This window comes from Veillonella sp. R32 (genome assembly GCF_010093125.1).
Taxonomy (GTDB): Bacteria; Bacillota; Negativicutes; order Veillonellales; family Veillonellaceae; genus Veillonella_A.
In genome coordinates, this window is record NZ_NMZQ01000010.1 from 81,289 (window position 1) to 101,375 (window position 20,087).

Annotated in this window: 20 protein-coding genes; 3 read left to right on the top strand and 17 right to left on the bottom strand. The window is 43.0% G+C overall.

All coding sequences use genetic code 11. The features are described from left to right. Positions 1 to 288 precede the first annotated feature (288 nt). The 12 genes from glmM to VER_RS02815 form a co-directional block, all read right to left on the bottom strand. Positions 289 to 1,644 carry a phosphoglucosamine mutase gene (gene glmM / locus VER_RS02760; protein WP_162099362.1) on the bottom strand — a complete coding sequence of 452 codons (1,356 nt, stop codon included), beginning with the start codon at positions 1,642 to 1,644 and terminating at the stop codon, positions 289 to 291. After that, complete coding sequence (locus VER_RS02765; protein WP_162099363.1) at positions 1,644 to 3,269, bottom strand: NAD(P)/FAD-dependent oxidoreductase; 1,626 nt, start codon at positions 3,267 to 3,269, stop codon at positions 1,644 to 1,646. Before VER_RS02765 ends, glmM begins: the two co-directional genes overlap by 1 nt. Next, the gene (locus tag VER_RS02770; RefSeq protein WP_162099364.1) at positions 3,253 to 4,209 is read right to left on the bottom strand and encodes a YbbR-like domain-containing protein; all 957 of its coding nucleotides are present in this window, start codon (positions 4,207 to 4,209) and stop codon (positions 3,253 to 3,255) included. Before VER_RS02770 ends, VER_RS02765 begins: the two co-directional genes overlap by 17 nt. After that, a complete protein-coding gene (gene cdaA, locus VER_RS02775) occupies positions 4,206 to 5,024 on the bottom strand; it encodes a diadenylate cyclase CdaA (RefSeq protein ID WP_162099365.1) in 819 nt (272 codons plus the stop codon). Before cdaA ends, VER_RS02770 begins: the two co-directional genes overlap by 4 nt. A 127-nt stretch (positions 5,025 to 5,151) precedes the next feature. Continuing rightward, entirely contained in the window at positions 5,152 to 5,466 is a 315-nt protein-coding gene (locus VER_RS02780; protein WP_162099366.1) for an XdhC family protein, read from the bottom strand. Then, on the bottom strand, positions 5,463 to 6,185 hold the full coding sequence (locus VER_RS02785) for an XdhC family protein (RefSeq protein WP_162099367.1): 723 nt from the start codon (positions 6,183 to 6,185) through the stop codon (positions 5,463 to 5,465). Before VER_RS02785 ends, VER_RS02780 begins: the two co-directional genes overlap by 4 nt. Positions 6,186 to 6,197: 12 nt before the next feature. Continuing rightward, positions 6,198 to 7,010 (bottom strand): selenium-dependent molybdenum cofactor biosynthesis protein YqeB, encoded by an 813-nt coding sequence (yqeB, locus tag VER_RS02790; protein ID WP_162099368.1) that lies wholly within the window; start codon positions 7,008 to 7,010, stop codon positions 6,198 to 6,200. Beyond that, entirely contained in the window at positions 7,007 to 7,612 is a 606-nt protein-coding gene (locus tag VER_RS02795; protein ID WP_162099369.1) for an NTP transferase domain-containing protein, read from the bottom strand. The genes yqeB and VER_RS02795 overlap by 4 nt, the downstream gene beginning before the upstream one ends. 11 nt (positions 7,613 to 7,623) lie before the next feature. After that, a complete protein-coding gene (gene yqeC, locus VER_RS02800) occupies positions 7,624 to 8,382 on the bottom strand; it encodes a selenium cofactor biosynthesis protein YqeC (protein WP_162099370.1) in 759 nt (252 codons plus the stop codon). A 56-nt stretch (positions 8,383 to 8,438) separates the two neighbouring features. Next, positions 8,439 to 10,748 (bottom strand): xanthine dehydrogenase family protein molybdopterin-binding subunit, encoded by a 2,310-nt coding sequence (locus VER_RS02805; protein WP_162099371.1) that lies wholly within the window; start codon positions 10,746 to 10,748, stop codon positions 8,439 to 8,441. Next, positions 10,748 to 11,203 (bottom strand): (2Fe-2S)-binding protein, encoded by a 456-nt coding sequence (locus tag VER_RS02810; protein WP_162099372.1) that lies wholly within the window; start codon positions 11,201 to 11,203, stop codon positions 10,748 to 10,750. The genes VER_RS02805 and VER_RS02810 overlap by 1 nt, the downstream gene beginning before the upstream one ends. Continuing rightward, entirely contained in the window at positions 11,194 to 11,982 is a 789-nt protein-coding gene (locus VER_RS02815) for an FAD binding domain-containing protein (RefSeq protein WP_162099373.1), read from the bottom strand. The genes VER_RS02810 and VER_RS02815 overlap by 10 nt, the downstream gene beginning before the upstream one ends. A gap of 94 nt (positions 11,983 to 12,076) precedes the next feature. Between VER_RS02815 and VER_RS02820 the strand changes: the two genes are divergently transcribed. Continuing rightward, positions 12,077 to 13,036: an epoxyqueuosine reductase gene (locus VER_RS02820; protein WP_162099374.1), complete on the top strand. Its 960-nt coding sequence runs from the start codon at positions 12,077 to 12,079 to the stop codon at positions 13,034 to 13,036. On the opposite strand, the gene yfbR is transcribed toward VER_RS02820, so the two are convergent. The 3 genes from yfbR to VER_RS02835 all read right to left on the bottom strand — a co-directional run bounded on the left by yfbR (position 13,015) and on the right by VER_RS02835 (position 15,605). Beyond that, the gene (gene yfbR, locus VER_RS02825; protein ID WP_255494001.1) at positions 13,015 to 13,623 is read right to left on the bottom strand and encodes a 5'-deoxynucleotidase; all 609 of its coding nucleotides are present in this window, start codon (positions 13,621 to 13,623) and stop codon (positions 13,015 to 13,017) included. The two genes, VER_RS02820 and yfbR, sit on opposite strands and share 22 nt — an antisense overlap. A 146-nt stretch (positions 13,624 to 13,769) precedes the next feature. Further along, positions 13,770 to 14,672, bottom strand: a complete 903-nt coding sequence (locus VER_RS02830) for a D-alanyl-D-alanine carboxypeptidase family protein (RefSeq protein ID WP_162099375.1) — start codon at positions 14,670 to 14,672, stop codon at positions 13,770 to 13,772. Between the two features lie 12 nt (positions 14,673 to 14,684). Then, entirely contained in the window at positions 14,685 to 15,605 is a 921-nt protein-coding gene (locus VER_RS02835) for a mechanosensitive ion channel family protein (RefSeq protein WP_162099376.1), read from the bottom strand. A gap of 217 nt (positions 15,606 to 15,822) precedes the next feature. Between VER_RS02835 and VER_RS02840 the strand changes: the two genes are divergently transcribed. Further along, positions 15,823 to 16,587: an adenosylcobinamide amidohydrolase gene (locus VER_RS02840; RefSeq protein ID WP_162099377.1), complete on the top strand. Its 765-nt coding sequence runs from the start codon at positions 15,823 to 15,825 to the stop codon at positions 16,585 to 16,587. Here VER_RS02840 and VER_RS02845 read toward each other — a convergent pair. Next, on the bottom strand, positions 16,584 to 17,567 hold the full coding sequence (locus VER_RS02845) for an asparaginase (RefSeq protein ID WP_162099378.1): 984 nt from the start codon (positions 17,565 to 17,567) through the stop codon (positions 16,584 to 16,586). The genes VER_RS02840 and VER_RS02845 overlap by 4 nt on opposite strands. Before the next feature lie 211 nt (positions 17,568 to 17,778). Here VER_RS02845 and VER_RS02850 point away from each other — a divergent pair, with 211 nt between their 5' ends. Further along, the gene (locus tag VER_RS02850; RefSeq protein ID WP_162099379.1) at positions 17,779 to 19,215 is read left to right on the top strand and encodes an aminoacyl-histidine dipeptidase; all 1,437 of its coding nucleotides are present in this window, start codon (positions 17,779 to 17,781) and stop codon (positions 19,213 to 19,215) included. 285 nt (positions 19,216 to 19,500) lie between these two features. Here VER_RS02850 and VER_RS02855 read toward each other — a convergent pair whose 3' ends face one another. Beyond that, entirely contained in the window at positions 19,501 to 19,905 is a 405-nt protein-coding gene (locus tag VER_RS02855; protein ID WP_162099380.1) for a MerR family transcriptional regulator, read from the bottom strand. Positions 19,906 to 20,087 lie beyond the last annotated feature (182 nt).

Genomic DNA, 20,087 nt, shown 5'->3' on the forward strand with positions numbered 1-20,087 from the left:
CCCTGTCACCAAAGGACTTTGTAGCTTATATAACGACTGAAGCTGGCCGAGAGGCATCCGCTGATTCTTCGATACTCCTCTACCTCGTCTACTGAAACGGCTGTCTCCGCTCAGTGCTTGCGCTATTCGCCTTTACGAATTAGGTATTCTCCTTTACATTTGCTACGACAGTCTACATAGTTTCTGTCACATAGACAGACTACGTTACAGTATATTATACGGTATAGACCTATATATTGTAAAGAAGGGGCCCGAAAGCCCCTTCTTTATTGTCTCTTTATTATATCTTTATTCTTCTACTAGCCCTTGTTCACGACCAATTGTATCTGCAATAGTATGACAAAGTCGTTCTAATTGTTCCTGGTCGGGACCTTCCGCCATGACGCGAATCAACGCTTCTGTACCAGATGGTCTTACTAATACACGACCATTTTCACCTAATTCACGAGCGGCCTCTGAAATTTCAGCTTGAATTAATGGGTTTTCATCCCAACCTGTTTTAGTAACCACATGAACATTTACTAATAATTGTGGATATTTTACCATGACTTTAGCTAATTCAGATAAAGGTTGCCCTGATTTTTTAATCAAAGCTAGCATCTGCACAGCCGTAAGTAAACCATCGCCAGTACTGTTATAATCAAGGAAAATTACATGACCAGACTGCTCGCCACCAATGGAGTACCCTTCTTCACGCATTTTTTCTAATACATAGCGATCACCTACAGCGGTAGCACATGTTTTCATACCCAACTCGTGAGCCGCTTTATGAAAGCCAATGTTACTCATAACGGTGCCTACAATCATATCATCTTTCAAATGCCCCTGTTCTTTAAGCTGTTTAGCACAGAGCAACATGATTTGGTCGCCATCTAAAGTTTCACCTTTTTCATCTACTAATAAACAACGATCCGCATCACCATCATTAGCAATCCCCACATCAGCACCATATTTGATGACCGCCGCCTGGAGTCCTTCCATATGAGTGGACCCAGCATTTTCATTAATGTTAACACCGTCAGGATCTACATTAATGGCAATGACCTTCGCGCCTAATTTTTCAAATACTTCAGGACCTACAGCAGATGCTGCCCCATTAGCCCCATCATAGACTACCGTTAAGCCCTCTAAGGATACATCTACGGTACTTTCTACAAAGCGAGCATATTCATGAGCTAGTTCACGGCTATGTAAAATACGACCAATATCAGCACCAGTAGGTCGTTCTAAATCATTTTCACTGCTTTTTTGGCATAAATCTTCTAATTCGTCTTCCACAGCATCCGGTAATTTAAAACCGTCCCCATCAAAGAATTTAATCCCATTATCAGGGAATTTATTGTGAGAGGCCGAAATAACTACACCTGCATCCCAACCATGTTTACGTACTAAATAGGCCACAGCAGGCGTTGGTACTACACCAGCTACTACCACATCACCACCGACCGAACAAATACCGGCCGCTAAAGCATTTTCCAACATGGCCCCAGAAATACGAGTATCGCGACCAATTAAGAATACAGGACGTTTCTTTTGACGACCAAAATAAGCGGCCGCTGCACGCCCTAAATGGTAAGCTAATTCAGGCGTTAAAAATGCATTAACCACCCCACGTACACCATCAGTACCAAACAATCTAGACATTATGCTTCTCCTTCCTGTGCCATTAACGGCTTATACGCAACCATAACACGAATGGCTGTTTCCGCGCCATCCAAGGCAGCACTCATAATGCCACCTGCATAGCCGGCCCCTTCGCCCATAGGATATAATCCTTTAATTGTAGGCGATTGCCGATCGTCATCACGTAAAATACGCAATGGCGAGGATGTTCTTGTTTCTACACCAGTCATACAAATTTGTGGCTCATCAAAGCCTTTAATACGCCGCCCAAAATACGGCAAGGCTCGTTCCATAACCTCCGTTACATACTTAGGTAAACAAGCATGCAAGTCAGCTGCCACTACGCCGGGTCGATACGAATGAGGCGCCCCCTCTTGGTCACTAGGCACAGTCCCCACTGTATGAGCTAAGAAGTCGCCCACCGTTTGCAACGGCGCTCGATAGTCACGACCACCCAATTCGTAGGCTTTAGCTTCCCATTCACGCTGAAAGGCAACGCCCCCAAGGGGATGCGTGCCAAAATCATCAGGTCCTACGGTAACCACTAAAGCACTGTTAGCAACGCCACTAGCCCGCGCATACAAGCTCATACCATTGGTTACTACATGCCCCTCCTCAGAAGCAGACGCTACCACTTCACCGCCAGGACACATACAGAAACTATACGCCGTACGGCCCGATTCTTTATCATGATACACTACGGAATATTCTGCCGCCCCTAAGCCAAGCTCAGCTGGCTCAATTCCATATTGCGAAATATCAATCATAGCCTGTGGGTGCTCAATGCGAACCCCTACAGCAAAAGGCTTACTTTCCATAGCAATACCAGCATGATACATCATTTCATATGTATCGCGCGCACTATGACCAATACCAGCTAGGACTAAATTAGTAGGAATGGTTTCACTATCATTCACTACCACGCCGGTAACACGATTATCCTCTAAACACAGTTTGGTGACTTTAGCGCCAAAACGAACGTCCCCGCCCCAAGCAATAATCTGTTCCCGCATAGCTTTCACCATGCCGCGCAATACATCCGTACCTACGTGAGGCTTATGTTTATACAAAATTTCTTCTGGCGCACCAAAGCGCACAAAATATTTAGCGATTTCATGTAATCTTGGATGGGTCACACGAGTCGTCAATTTTCCATCCGAGAAGGTGCCTGCGCCCCCCTCGCCAAACTGTACATTAGATTCTGGCTTAAAATGACCATGAGTCCAAAATTCTTCCACGTCCTTCGCCCGTTGATCCACATCTTGGCCTCGTTCTAACACAATGGGACGATACCCTTCACGAGCTAAGTAAAAAGCAGCCAACATGCCCGCAGGACCAAAACCAACTACTACCGGGCGGTGCGCTAAAGATTGCTCACCATGCACTATCGGCTCTGGTTCAATAGGTTCCATAGTGCTCACATTCTTGTCCCGCCCCAAGCGTTTCATGACCTTAGCTTCATCACGAACGGCCACAAACAAGGTATACACAAAGGTAATATGTGGTTTCTTGCGCGCATCCACAGCACGACGCACTACATGAATTTGCTCAATCTGATCTTTTAAGACAGGAAATTTATGAACAAGTAAGACTTCTAGTGGATTAGTAGCGGTTACATCCACTCGAAAATTAATTATTCTTAGCATTAGTGTCTCCTAAATATTTTTTTACAATTTCCACAATAACATGTACTTTTGTAGGGTTAACTGCATATGTATCACCAGTCACTATGTCATAGTCCCCTTCAATATTAGCAATCTGCCCGTTTAAAGGAATATCTACGGTTCGCACTTCCGATAGATTTTTAATATCTCCTTCTTTACCACTCACTAGCACTTGCTGCGGTTCAACCGTTACACTTTTAACAGCATATTCACTGCTTAAAGAACCGGTTAAATTAGCTACGGCTGGTAAGTTCTTTTCAAAACGAATCTGCTCTAATTCAATCTGAGCTTGCCCTTGCCGTGGTGTAATGGTCACATTATCCACCGTTTTGCCCGCTGCATCTACGGCAATCATCATGCCAGAGCCAGTGAAATTAGAACGACGATCATTCATTTTAATGCGCAAGACTACATGGGCTACGCTGTCCACTTCTTGCTTAGCGCCACTAATAGTCACTACTTTTGGCACTGTATTAATCGCTTTAATGGCAATATCATCCGGCACTTTACCTAATTGTTGTACCTCTACGGGCACTTCTTTAAGCATGTATTCATCTACATTGACATTCACCGTATCTGGCGTCATGCTCACTACCGTAATACCAGCCGGTGGTGTAAATAAGATAGGTAAGCTTTGTTGGCCCGGTGAAACGTCACCCATATCTAAGTGAGCTTTCAATGTACTTTGATTAATAGCTAGAATAGAGTTACGAGGGCCACGCAAATGAATATGAACTTCTGACGGAATATTATCCACTACATATTGCGAATTTAAATTCTGTACTTGCACTGGCACTGTATAATTAATATCTACAATTGGATTTTGTTCTTTCATAACAAAGAACCACAATAAAATAGCGCCTAATAGGGATAGAATTTTGGCCATCCAATGCCCTTGGATTTTATGAAAAAACTGCATCATTTTTTAGGCCTCCATTTCTTAAGGAAGGACAAAGCGGATTTAGGACGTTCCATAAAGGCACGCAAAGACTCACGCAATTGTTCTTCTGGTAAATGGCGATAAATGTGACCGCCATAGGTATATGAAATTTTACCGGTTTCTTCACTCACTACAAGAACTACCGCATCAGCCTGTTCACTAAGACCAATCGCCGCTCTATGACGAGTCCCTAATTCAGTACTTAACGTACGATCTTGGGTTAATGGTAACAAACAAGCCGCTGCCATGACGCGATTATTGCGAATAACCACAGCCCCATCGTGAAGAGGCGTGTTAGGAATAAAAATATTATTCAATAGTTCACGAGATACTTTACCATCAATTTCAATCCCCGTATCAATGATTTCACCGAGTCCTACTTCTCGTTCAAATACGATAAGGGCACCAATTCGCTCACGGGACATAACTTTAGCCGCCGCCATGACTTCATTCACTAAATTATCTATTTCCATTTCACTAACATCTTGTGATTTGGAAAATAAGCGACCCCGCCCTAAACGTTCCAAGGCACGCCGTAATTCTGGTTGAAATACGACTGGCAACGCAACCAATAAAACGGTCATCCCTTGTTGCAATAACCAACTAATAACATGGAGATCAAAGAATCGACTGGCCACATTAATAAGCCCCAGCACGACAAGCCCTTTCAAAAGAGCCATTGCCCGTGTATCTCTAATTTGTTTATATAAATAATATATTAGAACCGCTACGGATAAAATATCAACTAAATCACCAAAGCGGAATGTTTCAATTAAGCCTTGTAGCTGTGCTACCATATAAAACCACTCCTCAAGGGGTACGAAAAATAAATAAGAGTACACTGTGTATATGCACAGGTACTCTTTTATTTTACCTTATTTTGAGTTCGCTGTAAAATATTGTCAACCAAGGAAGTGACCTATTTTACATATTTTGGGTTTCAATCCAAACATCTAAATTGCCACCACAAACCATACCTTCTTTTACGGCTACATCATCATTAAGATCAACTAAAATACGACGATGTGCTTCTTTCTTTTGCAAGGCTTCTAAGGCATTGAGACGAATTTCATTTTCCGCTCGGCCACCACCAATGGTACCAAAAATAGAACCATCAGGATGTACTACCATAGTAGTCCCCGCTTTGCGTGGTGTAGAACCTTTCGTCTGCAAAATCGTAGCCACCGCTAAGGTATCGCTTTCATGGCCTTGTAAGTAGCGTACAAATTCTCGTTTCATCGACCTTGACCTCCTCGCGATAGAAACCCTGCCTTACGACCACGGGTAACTGCTAAAAATTCACTCACTATGGATAGAGCGATTTCTTCAGGGGTTTCAGCCCCTAAGGATAGACCAATAGGAGCATAAATTTTATCTAACTCAGCTTGTGTCCAACCACTTTCTTTAAGTACTTCAAAGGCATGAAATACGCGCTTATGACTGCCCATAACGCCCATATAAGTACTATCCACGAGATGGCGAACTTGATTTAGACAAATGCTGTCATATTCATGGGCTCGCGTAACGATGATAATCCCTTTGTAATTATTTAAAGGTAATTGGGAGGCTAAATCATTAAAATCTAAACATAAACGGCGCACCCGTTCATCAAAAAAATCAGGTCGTAAATACTCAGCCCGATCATCTACAACGGTAACGTGACAACCAATAAACAATAACATATCAGCAATGCAACGGCTCACATGCCCAGCGCCAAGCACTAAGACTTCAGGGTCCTTTTCAACGGGCTGCACAAAACACTCCATAGCCCCCAAGTTAAGAATACTAGGCCGTTGATCTGGTTCAATAGCCAAGCCATCAATAGGCTGACCATATACCACATCGCCCGTTTCTCCATACACGACTTTATCGCCTTGACGGGTCCCATTTAGAACTGTGACCATAATCGATTTTTTATCTTCCGTAAGACGTTGCTCAATTACATCATATAAATTCATAAGACTCCTCATTTAGGCCTTTTGCTGTTCTTGTTCATAACAAAAGGCAAGTACTGCTTCTAAAACGCCACCGGCTACAGCTAACGCTTTATCTGAAATCGTATAACAATGGAACTTCTCACACCGCGCATCTACATCGGCTAGCTTAAACCCTTTCGTAACCATGAGACCCGAAGCTAATACGCCTCGCAAAATGCCTGCAATTTGAGATTTAACAGGTGTTTCATCCACAAAGCCGATCGTTTCACCTGCTTCCACTTCTTCGCCAATATGGCGCTTGGCGGTAAACAAACCATCACAAGGGGCATGCATAACGCGCTCAATCGTATAGCCCCCTACATTGCCAGGAACGCCTGTATTCGGTAGAGCTGTACCTTCATAAATACAACGACCCAGCGTATGACCACGCATAGTTTCTACTACCACATCCACATCATCTCCAGCGGTAAAACCTGGCCCACAGGCTACCACGAAATCCGCATCATCATTATGAGTCCCTACATTGCGTTTAGCCAAAATCGCATCGACTACAATATCTGGTTGCAAGGTTTGCAACACAGTTTCATACGCTTCCGTAACCACAGGAATAATTTCACTAGCGGACTGTACCATAGTAACTGCTTCAGCCAAGGTTACATGGCGAGCTGCTAATCGCTCTAACAACACTTCTCCACGATGTACAGCGGCACCATAGCAAACTTTGCGCCGAATCATCGTAGGAATAGGTAGTTCATTAATTACAACACGAAAACCAGCGCGACGCAAGCGATACACACAGCCAGAGGCTATATCACCACCGCCACGCATCAGTACTAAAGGTTTCATAGTTTACCCCACATATCATATAACTGTTCATATTCACTAGGCGTATCTACATCTACGCCTGCTGGTTCTTTAATTTCGACGAACCTAATATAGGGTTTACCAATTCCCTGCAAAATATATCGACCACCACAGTCGGCCGTAATCTGTTGGAGCGCTTGCTTCCAATAAGCACCAAAAATCACCGGATTACCGCGCTCTTTGGCGGGCCCATATAGAGGGCAAATAATCGTTTGAGCAGTTCCACCTGCCTCATAAGCAGCCACTAAGGTCTGCACCATATGAGCTGTCACTAAAGGCTGATCCACAACGGCACAGAGCACTGGATTTTCCTCACCGGCTAAAGCGCGAATACCTAAAGCTAACGAATGTCCTTGGCCTAATTCAGGCTGTTCATTTACCACAGTTTGAAAGCCATATGAGCTAGCAATTTGGCTCATAGCCTTGCTAGCTTGGCCCACCACAACAAGTTGTTGTCCCCCTAGTTGGCCATATACCTTACAGGCCTGATCCAATAAGGTGCCCTGCTGCCAAGGTAATAAGGCTTTACAAACGCCCATCCGTCGACTAAGACCGGCTGCTAAAATAATTACATCTACTGGCATACAAACTGCACTTACTGCCAACGCAATACACGGGCAATTTCACAGCTTGCTTTATAGCCATCAGCCAATACAATCATAGCTAATTTACTATCTGCTAAGCGATCAAGAAAGTCATCAATAATGCGATGCTGCACTGTATCATAGCCCGTACAGAACAAGATACGACGGCCCCGACTATATTGAAAGAGGCCTTCTGGATGAAGCACTAAACGAGCCAACATCGACGGTGTTACTACCGCTCCTTCTGGTCGTTCCATAATAGCGGAAACCCCCGCTAAATTATGAACATGCTCTTCTGTAAGTTGCGTGCCCAACATTTGTAAATTAACAACCCCTATGGTAGTGGTCGTTTTACTAGGAATCACTGGTTCCGAGGTTTTTGGTGCTTTCAACCACTTTTCTTTAGCCCCATCGGCTTCTACTAAAATCTGCCACTTAGGGTGAACCATATGCATTTCATCAATCGCCTTCGCTGATAAAGAGGTTACTTTAGTGCCTTCTATACCGCTAAACCAAGCGGCGCAACGGCCTCGATGCATCGCCTTATGACAGGCATCTTCAGCCTCATTAAAATCAGTGCCATAATAGGGATTCCACAACGCCACTTGTGACTCATATAATTTTGTCGTAGTCGTCACTAATGTGGGTTGTCCTTGTAAACCACCATACTCTACTAATTTAGCGAGCACCGTAGTTTTACCACCGGCTCCAACAATGGCGGTAATCCCTGGTTGAATCAACGAACTCCAATGTTTTGCTTGCATCGTCATGGCTATTCCTCCTCAGCATGAGCGAACTGTTCTGCTCGAAATTAAATACCTACCTTTTATTCTTTCGCCATCAAAGCCTGAAATACCTTTTCTGAATTCATAGGTAATGTAGTTAATTCTGCACCACATGCATTTAAAATGGCCCCTTGAATGGCTGGACAGGAGGTGTTAATAACTACTTCGCCAATGGATTTAACGCCAAACGCCCCAGTTGGCTCATGGGATTCTACAAAATCTACATGCAAACGGCCCATGTCTAAGCGAGTCGGAATTTTATAAGTCATAAAATTATTGGTTTCTAAACGCCCTTTAGGAGAATAGCGAATATCCTCTGTCAAGGCCATCCCAATACCTTGTACAATGCCACCTTCAGCCTGCACTTTCGCAAGCGCTGGGTTAACTACCGTGCCACAATCAACCACAGCGTAATAATCAAGTGGCGTCACTTGGCCCGTTTCTGTATCAACGCTAACTTCCGCAATGCCTACCATAAATGGTGGTGGTGAAGTATGGCTACCCCAAGTAGCAAAGCCCACTAATTGCTCCGCTTCATGACCAAAACTAACCATTAGCTTAGGCGCCAATTCCTGCGTGGTCATCGTCTGTTTACCATCTTTTGTATGAGCCATAATACCATCGAATTCAATATCCGATTCTGAAACTTCCATATACTTAGCAAACGTACGAATGAGCTTCGCCCGCAAATCTTCAGCTGCTAATTTGGCAGCCGTCCCCGTTACATAAGTTGTACTAGACGCATAGGAACCAGGGTCAAAAGGCACTACATCGGTATCCGCTTCATAACAAGTCATATGTTCCATAGGACAACCTAGTACTTCACAAGCCATCTGCATAAGCACCGTATTAGACCCTGTGCCCATGTCAGTAGAGCCCGTATACAAGGTATAATAGCCATCATCTTGCAATTTAATTTCCACCGATGCCGTATCTACATTAGCCACGCCAGACCCTTGAAAGGCCAAGGCAATGCCTAAACCACCACGATGTGTATCATCAATTTGCCAGCTGTGAGGTCGTTCATCCCAACGAGCCATTTCTTTAGCGCGCGCAATTGCTTCTTTCAATAGCCCCGATTCTAATACTTCATCCGGTGCATATACTAAGGACGTTTCACCTACGTTAATTAAATTTTTCAAACGCAGTTCAATTTCATCCATCCCCATTTTCTTAGCTAGCTTAGTGACAGCACATTCTAGTGGCCACAAGGCCTCCGTAGCACCATAACCACGGAAGGCCCCACCGGCCATATGATTAGTGTAGACAATATTAGATTCATAACGAACGGCCTTGCCTTTATTATATAAGGGCACCGACTTATGTTCACCTGCCGTGAAGGTAGTAAACGCATGCGTACCATAAGCACCAGCATCTGAAATCGCTACCATATCAATTACTTGAATAATACCATCTTTAGTCGCCCCCAGCCGAATCTGCCACTCCCGAGCATGACGACTCGTCGAGCAATTATTCGCCTCATGCCGATCGTAGATGAGGACCGCTGGCTTCTTCAAAGTCCAGGTTACAAAAGCACAATACAATTCTGTACACGCCGTTTGTTTTGAACCAAAGCCACCACCAATACGGGGCTTAATGACACGAACCTTCGCAGCAGGAATCTGCAAAGCTCTGGCAATATGACGGCGGGCGTGAAATGGAATTTGTGTGGAACTTGTACACACTAAGCGACCAAATTGGTCAATATTACAGAATGTACGGAACGTTTCCATAGCGGATTGCGACGTAGCTTGGTCAAAATAAGTACCTGCCACCACATAATCGCACTTCGCTAGCTCCCCTTCAATATCACCAGTAACACGGCTATAGGAACAAGCTAAATTCCGTTTAGGGTCACCCCCTACAGGCATATTATAATGTAAGTCTTCTTCCGGATGAACTACCGTCGGATGGTCTAGTGCCGTATGAATATCTAATACTGGCTCCATCACATCATAAGTAACGCGAATCATCTGCATCGCCTGTAACGCTGTTTTCTCATCAACAGCAACTACAATAGCCACACCATCGCCTACATAGCGCACATACTGATCAAGAATGAGCGTATCATACGCCGACGGTTCAGGAAAGCTTTGACCCGCTAAGGTGAAACGCACTTGTGGCACATCCTTATACGTATAAATAGCCTCAACACCAGGTAAACGCAAGGCACTTTTCAAATCAATATCTAAAATTTTAGCCATCGCATGAGGGCTGCGTAAAATTTTAATGACTAACGCATGAGGTGGTATTAAATCTTCGGTATAGGCCGCACGACCACTTAAAATCGTAGCCGCATCCACTTTTTTATATGATTTACCTACATGTTGACGTTGTTTAGGTGTGTTCATTACTTCTGCACCTCCCCTAAGTAGCGTCGAATGCCACGTAAATGAGATTCATAGCCTGTACAACGGCATAAGTTACCAACTAAGAACTCTTTAATTTCTTCGTCCGTAGGGTTTGGATTCTTCCGACGCAATGCCATAGCACTCATCATCATCCCCGTTGTACAATACCCGCATTGATCCGCCCCTTCAGCAGCTAAACAATCCGCCAACAAAGAGGCTTCCTCAGCTAGGCCTTCCAACGTGGTAATTTCATGCCCCGCTGCCCGGAAGGTAGGATAAGAGCAAGATAAAATCGTATCCCCATCAAGCCATACCGTACATAAACCACAATTTAAGGTATCACAACCACGGCGCATACTGAAAAAACCTTGATTACGTAACGTAGTTAACAACATTTCATCAGCTTCAACATTAACGGACACCGTTTTACCATTGACTATTAATTTTATGTCCACGATGTCACCTCCTGTACTAATCGTTTTACCAACACCTTTGTCATAGCTTGTCGATACGCTGCCGACGCATGAGAGTTCGTTTGAAACGCCAATTCGCTAGCCGCAGCCACCATAGCTTCTTCCAAGCCAGCTAACCCTTTTTGGGTTAAAATTTCGCCAGCCTGTACTGCTTCGCGTACCACGGACGGACGACAGCCAATATATATATGATAACCCGTTTCATCTTGACGCAAGGCACCCGTCAAAAATGGAAAATCGGAGACCGACTTACGAAGCGTAGCTAACGCTACGGCAGGTGGTGTTTTAGGCACGCGAATTTCAATTAAAACATCACGCTCTTTATACGTTAAATATTCAGCTAAGGCCATAACGCCCTTATTATGTAACACCACCTCAGCCTGCAAGGCTAATAAAGCAGGCAATATATCGGAAAAGCCAAAACGTGCGGCCACCGACCCACCCATCGTGGCCATATTGCGGAACTGAACCCCTAAAATAGGATGAACAGCCTTTGGCAAAATGCCTCGACCATAGGTGTGAAAAGGCTCAAACCGTTCCACATCACCTTGGGTTGCCATAGCACCAATAGCATAATAGTTCTCTTCTTCGCGAATATAGCGCAAATCAAGCCCTGATAAATCAATCACCATCGGCCAGCGCCATTTGCCTAAACCAATCCAACAGCCTCCTGCCATAAGCGGTGCCAAGCGGTGTTTTTGAGCCAGCTCATACGCTTCTGCCACCGTTTTCGGTTGCAATAATTGTCGATACATCAACATGATGTGCCTCCTACTCCTCCATCTATACCTATAAATTCAAACTCACTAAAAAAAATTCGCTTTTTTACTGAAAATTTGTCATAATAACTTTACTATGATAACACGAAATATAATTAATAAAATAGCAAATCAACTAAATATTCCAGCCCTAGGTATCGCCCCTTGGCCTTTACCCGCTGACGCCGCTCAATATCTTACTACGTCAAAGCCCTGTCCTTTTATTAATGGTACTTTACCAGAGCGACTTACAGGCAATACACAACTCAAAGAACCGCGTAGTGCCATTGTCTGCCTCTTCCCGTATTATATACGACCTGAAGACCTCCCCACGAAACAAGCAATTAATTTACCGCGCTACGCCTGGGGACCTGACTATCACTTAGTCATTCCAGACTATCTCCATCGCTTTGGGGAAGCACTAAAAACCCTAGACAGTACCGTGGCGTTTGAAATTCACTGCGACACGTCCCCCTTAGCCGATCGCTATATGGCTTACTTAGCCGGTCTTGGCGTATTCGGTAAAAACCGCGCGCTCATTCATCCAACTTGGGGTAGCTACACTTCTATCGGCACCTTACTAACCACCTTAGACTTGCCGCCTGATTCACCAAGCGAAGGCTCTTGTCTAGGTTGCCAACGGTGTATTAAAGCCTGTCCTGGGCAATCCTTAGGGCAACGCGACTTTGGCTATGACACTTGCAAAAGTTATCTCACCCAAAAGAAAGGAGAATTATCTCACCAAGAGCAAGCGATTATACAGCGTTCGCCACTCATTTGGGGCTGTGACATTTGCCAAGAGGTTTGTCCTCATAATCGAAATGTACCTACTACACCGATTAAGGAATTTCGCCAAATTGAACCCCATGTTAAACTAGCCGATTTAACCACGTTAACCAATAAAACATTTAAAACTGCCTTCGGTCATCGAGCCTTTGCTTGGCGTGGTAAAGCTACGCTACTACGCAATGCTGAAATTATAGAGGCCTCGCAAGCTACGTCCGCTCAAGCTGAGACTCCTAAAGCTCGTTCAGTTCAATCTTCTAACGAAGAATAATTAAGAGTATCTAACGAAGCCGTTAAGGAATCCATATATAAATCTAAAAATTGCTCCACTGCTGGTAAACTCATGGCGTGGAGTTTTTTTAGTATACTATCATAAGCCTCATTAAACTCACCATTGCCCGCTTGCTTTTCAATCGCGCATTTCATAAAGGCCGCCAATGTATCTGCCGCCTTTAACAGTTTGGCTTCTTCCTCACTCATCTGCCCTAGCAAACAGGATTCATAGGCCCCTTGTAATTCGACGGGCAAGGTACGCAACATTTTTTCTTGCGCCAACCGTTCTACTTCACCATATAATTCACGCAACGTAGGATGAAAATACTTAATAGGCGTAGGCATATCACCGGTAAAAATTTCACTCACATCATGATACATAGCTAATACAGCTAAGTGATTCACATCCACTGCCCCGCCTTGTAAATTATGTAACAGACCTAAATTATGGGCAATAAAGGCTACATCTAAGCTATGCTCTTGATTATTCTCTACCTCTGTGTTGCGCATGAGGCCCCAACGGCGAATAAATCGTAAACGCCGTAAAAAGGCAAAAAATGCACTTTTTTGCTTTATTACTTTCAACCGAATCCCCTCTTATTTATATTCTATAGCTATATATAATTTGATAAGTTGATAACCTGTCAGATGCCTATTTTTATATACGCTACCAATATGTTATAACAACTTTAATTGAATATATCGTAGTGACAACGGTAATCTAGTGCAACCTATGACTGTTTTAACACTGCAAAACCATAGTCCAACAAAGCAGTCGCATCAACCCAACGATTATCATCATTTAACAACACAACGATTAAGGTATGTCCATCGCGCGTGGCCGATGCAATCAAACATTCCCCGGCCGCTTCCGTATAACCCGTTTTCAACCCATTGGCCCCAACATATTGACTGCGAATGAAATGATTCGTCGTCCGCACCCATTGAGGCTTACGATTTTCATAAGGCACCTTATAAAAGTCATCCCCTACAAAATCGCGAAACATAGGTATACGCATTCCATACGTCGCTATCTTAGCTAAATCTAAGGCTGTAGAGTAATGCCCCACTTCTGTTAATCCATGAGGATTCAAAAAGTGACTATTGGTAGCTCCGGCCTCTTTAGCCACTTCATTCATAGCGAAGGCGAAGCGATATACTGAGCCACTGACATTTTCAGCAACAACTACGGCCGCATCATTGCCACTAGCTACCATCATGCCTTCCGCTACTGCTTGTAAAGGTAATTGATCGGTAGTACGTACCCCTAAATTAGACTCTTCCATAGATGTTGCATAGGGGCTAATGGTAGCCAATTCATCTAAACGAGTCCCCTGTTTTTTTAACGCCGTAAGTAGCGTTACCATCTTAGTCGTACTCGCTGGATGTAAGCGTTTATTTTCATTATGAGCCACCAATATACGGCCTGTTTCTGCTTCAATAAGAACGGCCGCTTCAGCCGCCAAAGCCGGTACAGGTAATGATGTACTTGGCAAGGCCTTAGTCGTGGCAGTCGCTGCTGTTGTGGTAGTGGTAACCGTCGTTGCCGCGGACACTGGATTGCCAGCCACACTAATACTACTAACTAAAACGCCCACTAACATAGGCCACACAATCTTTTTAACACAGTTCATACTACAAAATCCTTATTTCATATACTGACTCATATCACCTAACGGTTTCGCCGTTTCATCCATACCACTACGCTGTACATGCACTACACGCTGTGGATATGGAATATCAATGCCTTCTTCGTCAAAACGGTCCTTTACATTAGACATGGTGTCATAGAATACAGCCATATAATCACCATTTTTTACTACTGGATAGGCTGAAATTCGTACCGAATTATCGCCAAACTCACTGATACCAATTTCAACCGTTTCACGATTGACAATGCGGTCGTCATTTTGCATAATCTCTTTAATTACTGCAATGGCTTGATGGTGGTCATTGTTATAACCTACATCAAAAACAAAAGGCACTACACGTGTTTCATAATAAGTACTATTCGTTACTTGTTGCGAGGTCAGCATAGAATTAGGAATAAACACGGTGCGCATTTCTTTCGTCATAATGGTGGTATTCATAAATTGGATGCTTCGCACAGTGCCTGATACGGTGCCTACGGTAATAAAATCGCCCGCTTTAAAAGGTTTGAAAATTAAAATTAACAAACCAGAAGCAAAGTTGGATAGATTGCTTTGTAAGGAAAGACCAATGGCCAAACCAAAGGCACCAAAGGCAGCCAGTAAGGAATTAGTGGGGAACCCTGCCGAATTAAGGGCCGTTAACAAGACAATGGCTAAGATGCCATAATAAATAATCTGACTAACAAACGAAATAACCGTGTGATCATAATTAGCACGCGTCATCATGCGCATGGCTACGTCGCGAATAAAACGAGCTATGTACATGCCGACTAAAAATATAATAATCGCAACAATAATGCTAGGACCATGATCCACAAAAAAGTCAATTAATTTATCTAAATAACTTACACTGTCGGCTACTTGTGTTTTTACGGTAGTAGACACAGAATCAGCAGCTGCACTAGCTAATAACATATAAACTCCTCTCTTCCTGTATACACACTATTTGGATAAGCTTATACAGAATTAACAAAACCTTGATGACAAAAACTAAAAAAGCATATATGATAACACTATATGCTAAGATGTATAAACAGACCATTAAACCAAGTGAATGAACATAGCTCACTAGCCTAACAAAGTACGCCTAGTATATCCTTCCCATTAGAATATAACATGAATAGGAGATCCTATGACTCAACATACTGTTAATAATCCATATGAAGCCCCTACGCAATTAGCCGTAGGTGGTCAAGTGACTGTAAATAATACCTCTATCGTAGTAGCCTTCGACGATGTGCGTTACAGCTTAAGTACAGGCCCTTTAAATGGAGGCCTGCATCACATTATGGCCATTCGCAACCAAAATCTCCCCTTCTTCGTCAACACAGAAAAAGAATTACCTGGCGGGTCTGCCTCAGGTTATTTAAGTGCTGAATTTGAACAGGAAGATTATCCTTTGAACTTTTGTACCGGTCTCATCACCAGTGCTACCATGGAGTTTCACGTATATGCCAAAGTAAGCGCTGGCGATGTAGTGGTGGAAACGATTGCGACTGCTGGTTTTGAAGCTACTGCCCACTGTGCTGGCGATGGCTATTACTATGAGGAAAAAAATGGTGAATTTCATCAACCTGGCACTATCAATTTGTTGATTTTTACCAATAAAGCACTCACTGACGGAGCCTTAACGAAAGCACTCATCACCGTGACAGAAGCGAAGAGCGCCGCTTTTCGGGAAGCAGACATTAAAAGTCTAATCAGTGATGCCTATGCTACGGGCACCGCGACTGATGGCGTTATCCTCACCATTGATACCAATGGTGAAGTTTTAACCGATTCAGGTACTTACTCCCTATTTGGTGATACCTTAGCCAAATGCGTACGCCTAGCCATGAGTCGCGCCTTTGAAAACATTAAGCGCAAGGCCGAACAAGACCATCTCCTAAATACTTAATATTGTTCAAAATAAGTCTGCAACTGTTTACGATCCGTCGTTTTAGTAAGGCCTAACATCAATAACAAACGAGCCTTAGAAGGTGCTAGCGTATCACTGACAATAAAACCAAAGCGACTATCACTCGGCATAGCAGATACCATACCATTACCAGTGCGTGACGAACGGACAATCGGAATATCACTATGTTCTACAATTTGCTGAATCTTTTCTGGTAAAATACCATGACCAAGCCCTGCGAGCACTATGCCGTGGGGCTTTCCTTGTAATACTTGATGAATCAATTCCGCCTCTACACCACCGTACAAGGTAATAAGCGCAACCTTAGGTAGCGTTTCCGTAGATAAGGGGGCAAATTCACTATTCGCCGTATGTTTGCGCAAAGTTTGGTAATAAAAATGAGCCTGCCCATCTTGAACAAAACCAAGATGTCCAAAAAAGGAATTTCCAAATGCCGCCACATCAGTAGTATGTTGTTTCACTACGTCACGAGCACAGTTAATCGTACCATTTAAGGTTACCAATACACCTTGCCCCACAGCCTGTGGCGACCGTGCGATTTGCACGGCTTGCAATAAATTGAGTGGTCCATCAGCGCTAATAGCGGTAGCTGGACGCATAGCCCCTACCATAACAATCGGTTTAGTCGTGCGCACGGTGAGATGGAGAAAATACGATCCTTCTTCCAACGTATCCGTACCATGAGTAACGACTACAGCGGCCACATCCTCACGGTCTACATAAGCTTGTACCGTATGGGCTAACTTCGCCCAAATCGCCATTGTCATATCAGAACTATCTATATTACACAGTTGGTGGCTTTCAAAGGGCCCGTACCCTTCCGCACCTGGTACTGTGGCTAACACTTGTTCAATACTTAATTCACCGGCTTGATACCCAGTTAAATCTTCAGCCGAACCACTTTGACCAGCAATGGTGCCACCAGTTCCAATGACAACAATTTTTTTGTCATATACCATAGCGTAACCTCCTCTATGTTTACAGTTTTTTCATATCTATTATAACAAAGAATGCTTAGTACTGGCTATGCAAAGAGGGGATTTTCTCTTGTCCTGACCATATAAACTATGCAATATTTTTATTACAAATTCTCGTAAATATGGTACTATTAAAGTATGAAAAATATTGTATAACAAATTGTTAACCCTATTTTAAAAACGAGGTGTAACTATGAGTGCAACAAAAGTATTAGAGTTTTTTAAAGCAATGAATCAAATTCCTCGTGGCTCCGGCAACGAAAAAGGCGTCAGTGACTGGCTTGTGCAGTTTGCCAACGAGCGTCAATTGGAAGTAGAACAAGATGGTGCGTATAATGTCATCATTCGTAAACCAGCCACCCCTGGTTATGAAGATCGTCCAAGCATTATCCTACAAGGCCACATGGATATGGTTTGTGAAAAAAGCGATGCCTCCACGCACGATTTCTTAAAAGATCCTATTGAGCACATCGTTGATGGTGAATGGCTACATGCTAATGAAACGACTTTAGGGGCCGACAATGGCATTGCCGTAGCTATGTCCTTAGCCATTTTAGATTCAGATAGCATTAATCATGGTCCATTAGAATGTCTTTTCACAACATCGGAAGAAACCGGTATGGATGGCGCCTTAGCGGTTAAAGAAGGACAAACTCATGGTCAATACCTCTTAAATATTGACACCGAAATAGAAGGTGAATTTGTAGTAAGTTGCGCTGGTGGTTGCCGTGTTGATGTAGAAATTCCTCGCCTCCGCGACAATCGGGATTCCCAATTCACGAAAGCCCTTAAATTAACGATTAATGGTTTCCTTGGTGGCCACTCGGGCATTGAAATCCACAAAGAACGGGCGAATGGCAACCAAATTCTAGGTCGTTTACTCTATGAATTAGCTAGTCAATACAATTTCCAATTAGCCTCCTTCACGGGTGGCACTAAACATAATGCGATTCCTCGCGTAGGCTCTGCTACTATCTTGTTAAAAGAAGCAGATGTAAAACCTGTAACAACTTGGATTCAAGCTAAAATGAAAGCCTATCGCAGTGAATATACACCACAAGATGAACATATTGACATTCTCATTAGCGATGCGGAATTACCAGACACGGTGTATGGTGGCGATACAGCTGAATCTTTACTAACTTTCTTATATTTAGCACCTAATGGCGTATTCGCTATGAACCACTCCTTAGAAGGTTTGGTTGAAACTAGTAACAATGTCGCCATTGTAGAAGAATTAGAACACAATATTCATCTTCTTATTTCTATTCGCAGCCTATCTGCTAGTTCTCTAGATTTCTTGACTAAAAAAATTCAATTATTGGCTAGCACCTTAGGTTTACCTGTACAAATTGCTGGCTCTTATCCCGCTTGGGAATACGAACCAGGTAGCCCATTAGAAAAACAAGCTATTGCCATTTATGAAAAAGTAACGGGTGAAAAGCCAAAAGTAACGGCTATCCACGCTGGTCTTGAATGTGGTCTTTTGAAAGCTGTTATGCCTAAGACTCAAATGATTAGCTTCGGCCCAACCATTACACACGCCCATACACCACAGGAACGCTTGCATTTACCTTCGGTGGAACATATCTATGAATATTTAAAAGTGTTATTGAAGGAATTGAAATAGTCTGTTAATACACTAATACGAAAATAAGACAGTCCCTTTTACTCCCAGAGCTGACAAGCAGCAATGGTCGTTTCAAGGGACTGTCTTATTTTCGTTTCTCGTATTTAATCAAAAGACTATTTCAATTCTTTCAATGAAAGAAGGGGGCGAGGAGATGCAAACAGCAAAGGTCGTTTCAAGGGACTATCTTATTTTCGTTTCTCTGATTCAATTAAAAGACTATTTCAATTCTTTCAAACATAGAAGGGACGAGGAAAGATATTACAAAACTTTGGTTCTAAAGCCTTATTCCTTTTCCTGTATCGCTTTCCAATCATCCACTAACTTAGCCGTTGCTTTATTGCAATCTTTATACACCGTGTCAATTTTATAATCTAATAATTTTAAACAGGCTTGAATTTCTTCCATTTTTTCTAGTAATTGATCCCGTGTTTCTACTAAAATATCACGACGAGCTTCTTGTGTATAATCCCCTTCAATAGCAAGTTTTACATATTCTACAATACTTTCTAAAGGCACGCCCGCTTTTTTAAAACAAAGTACAAACTCCAGCCATTTTACAGTGATTTCATCAAAATCACGAATCCCCGAAGCTGTACGTGGTACGGCAGGAATCAAACCAATTCGCTCATAATACCGCAAAGTATCTGTCGTAATATCAAACTTTTCAGCCACTTCTTTAATTGTCATGTAATCATCTCCTTACATAATAAATAATATGTATATACTAACTATACTCACGATATACTAACCATATACTAACTATATACTTATTATTTACTTAGGTAGTGTAAATAATTTTGTGTAAACACTTTAAGATTATCAGTTACAACTAGTTATAAATCTATACGTGCCTGAGCAAATCCTCGATG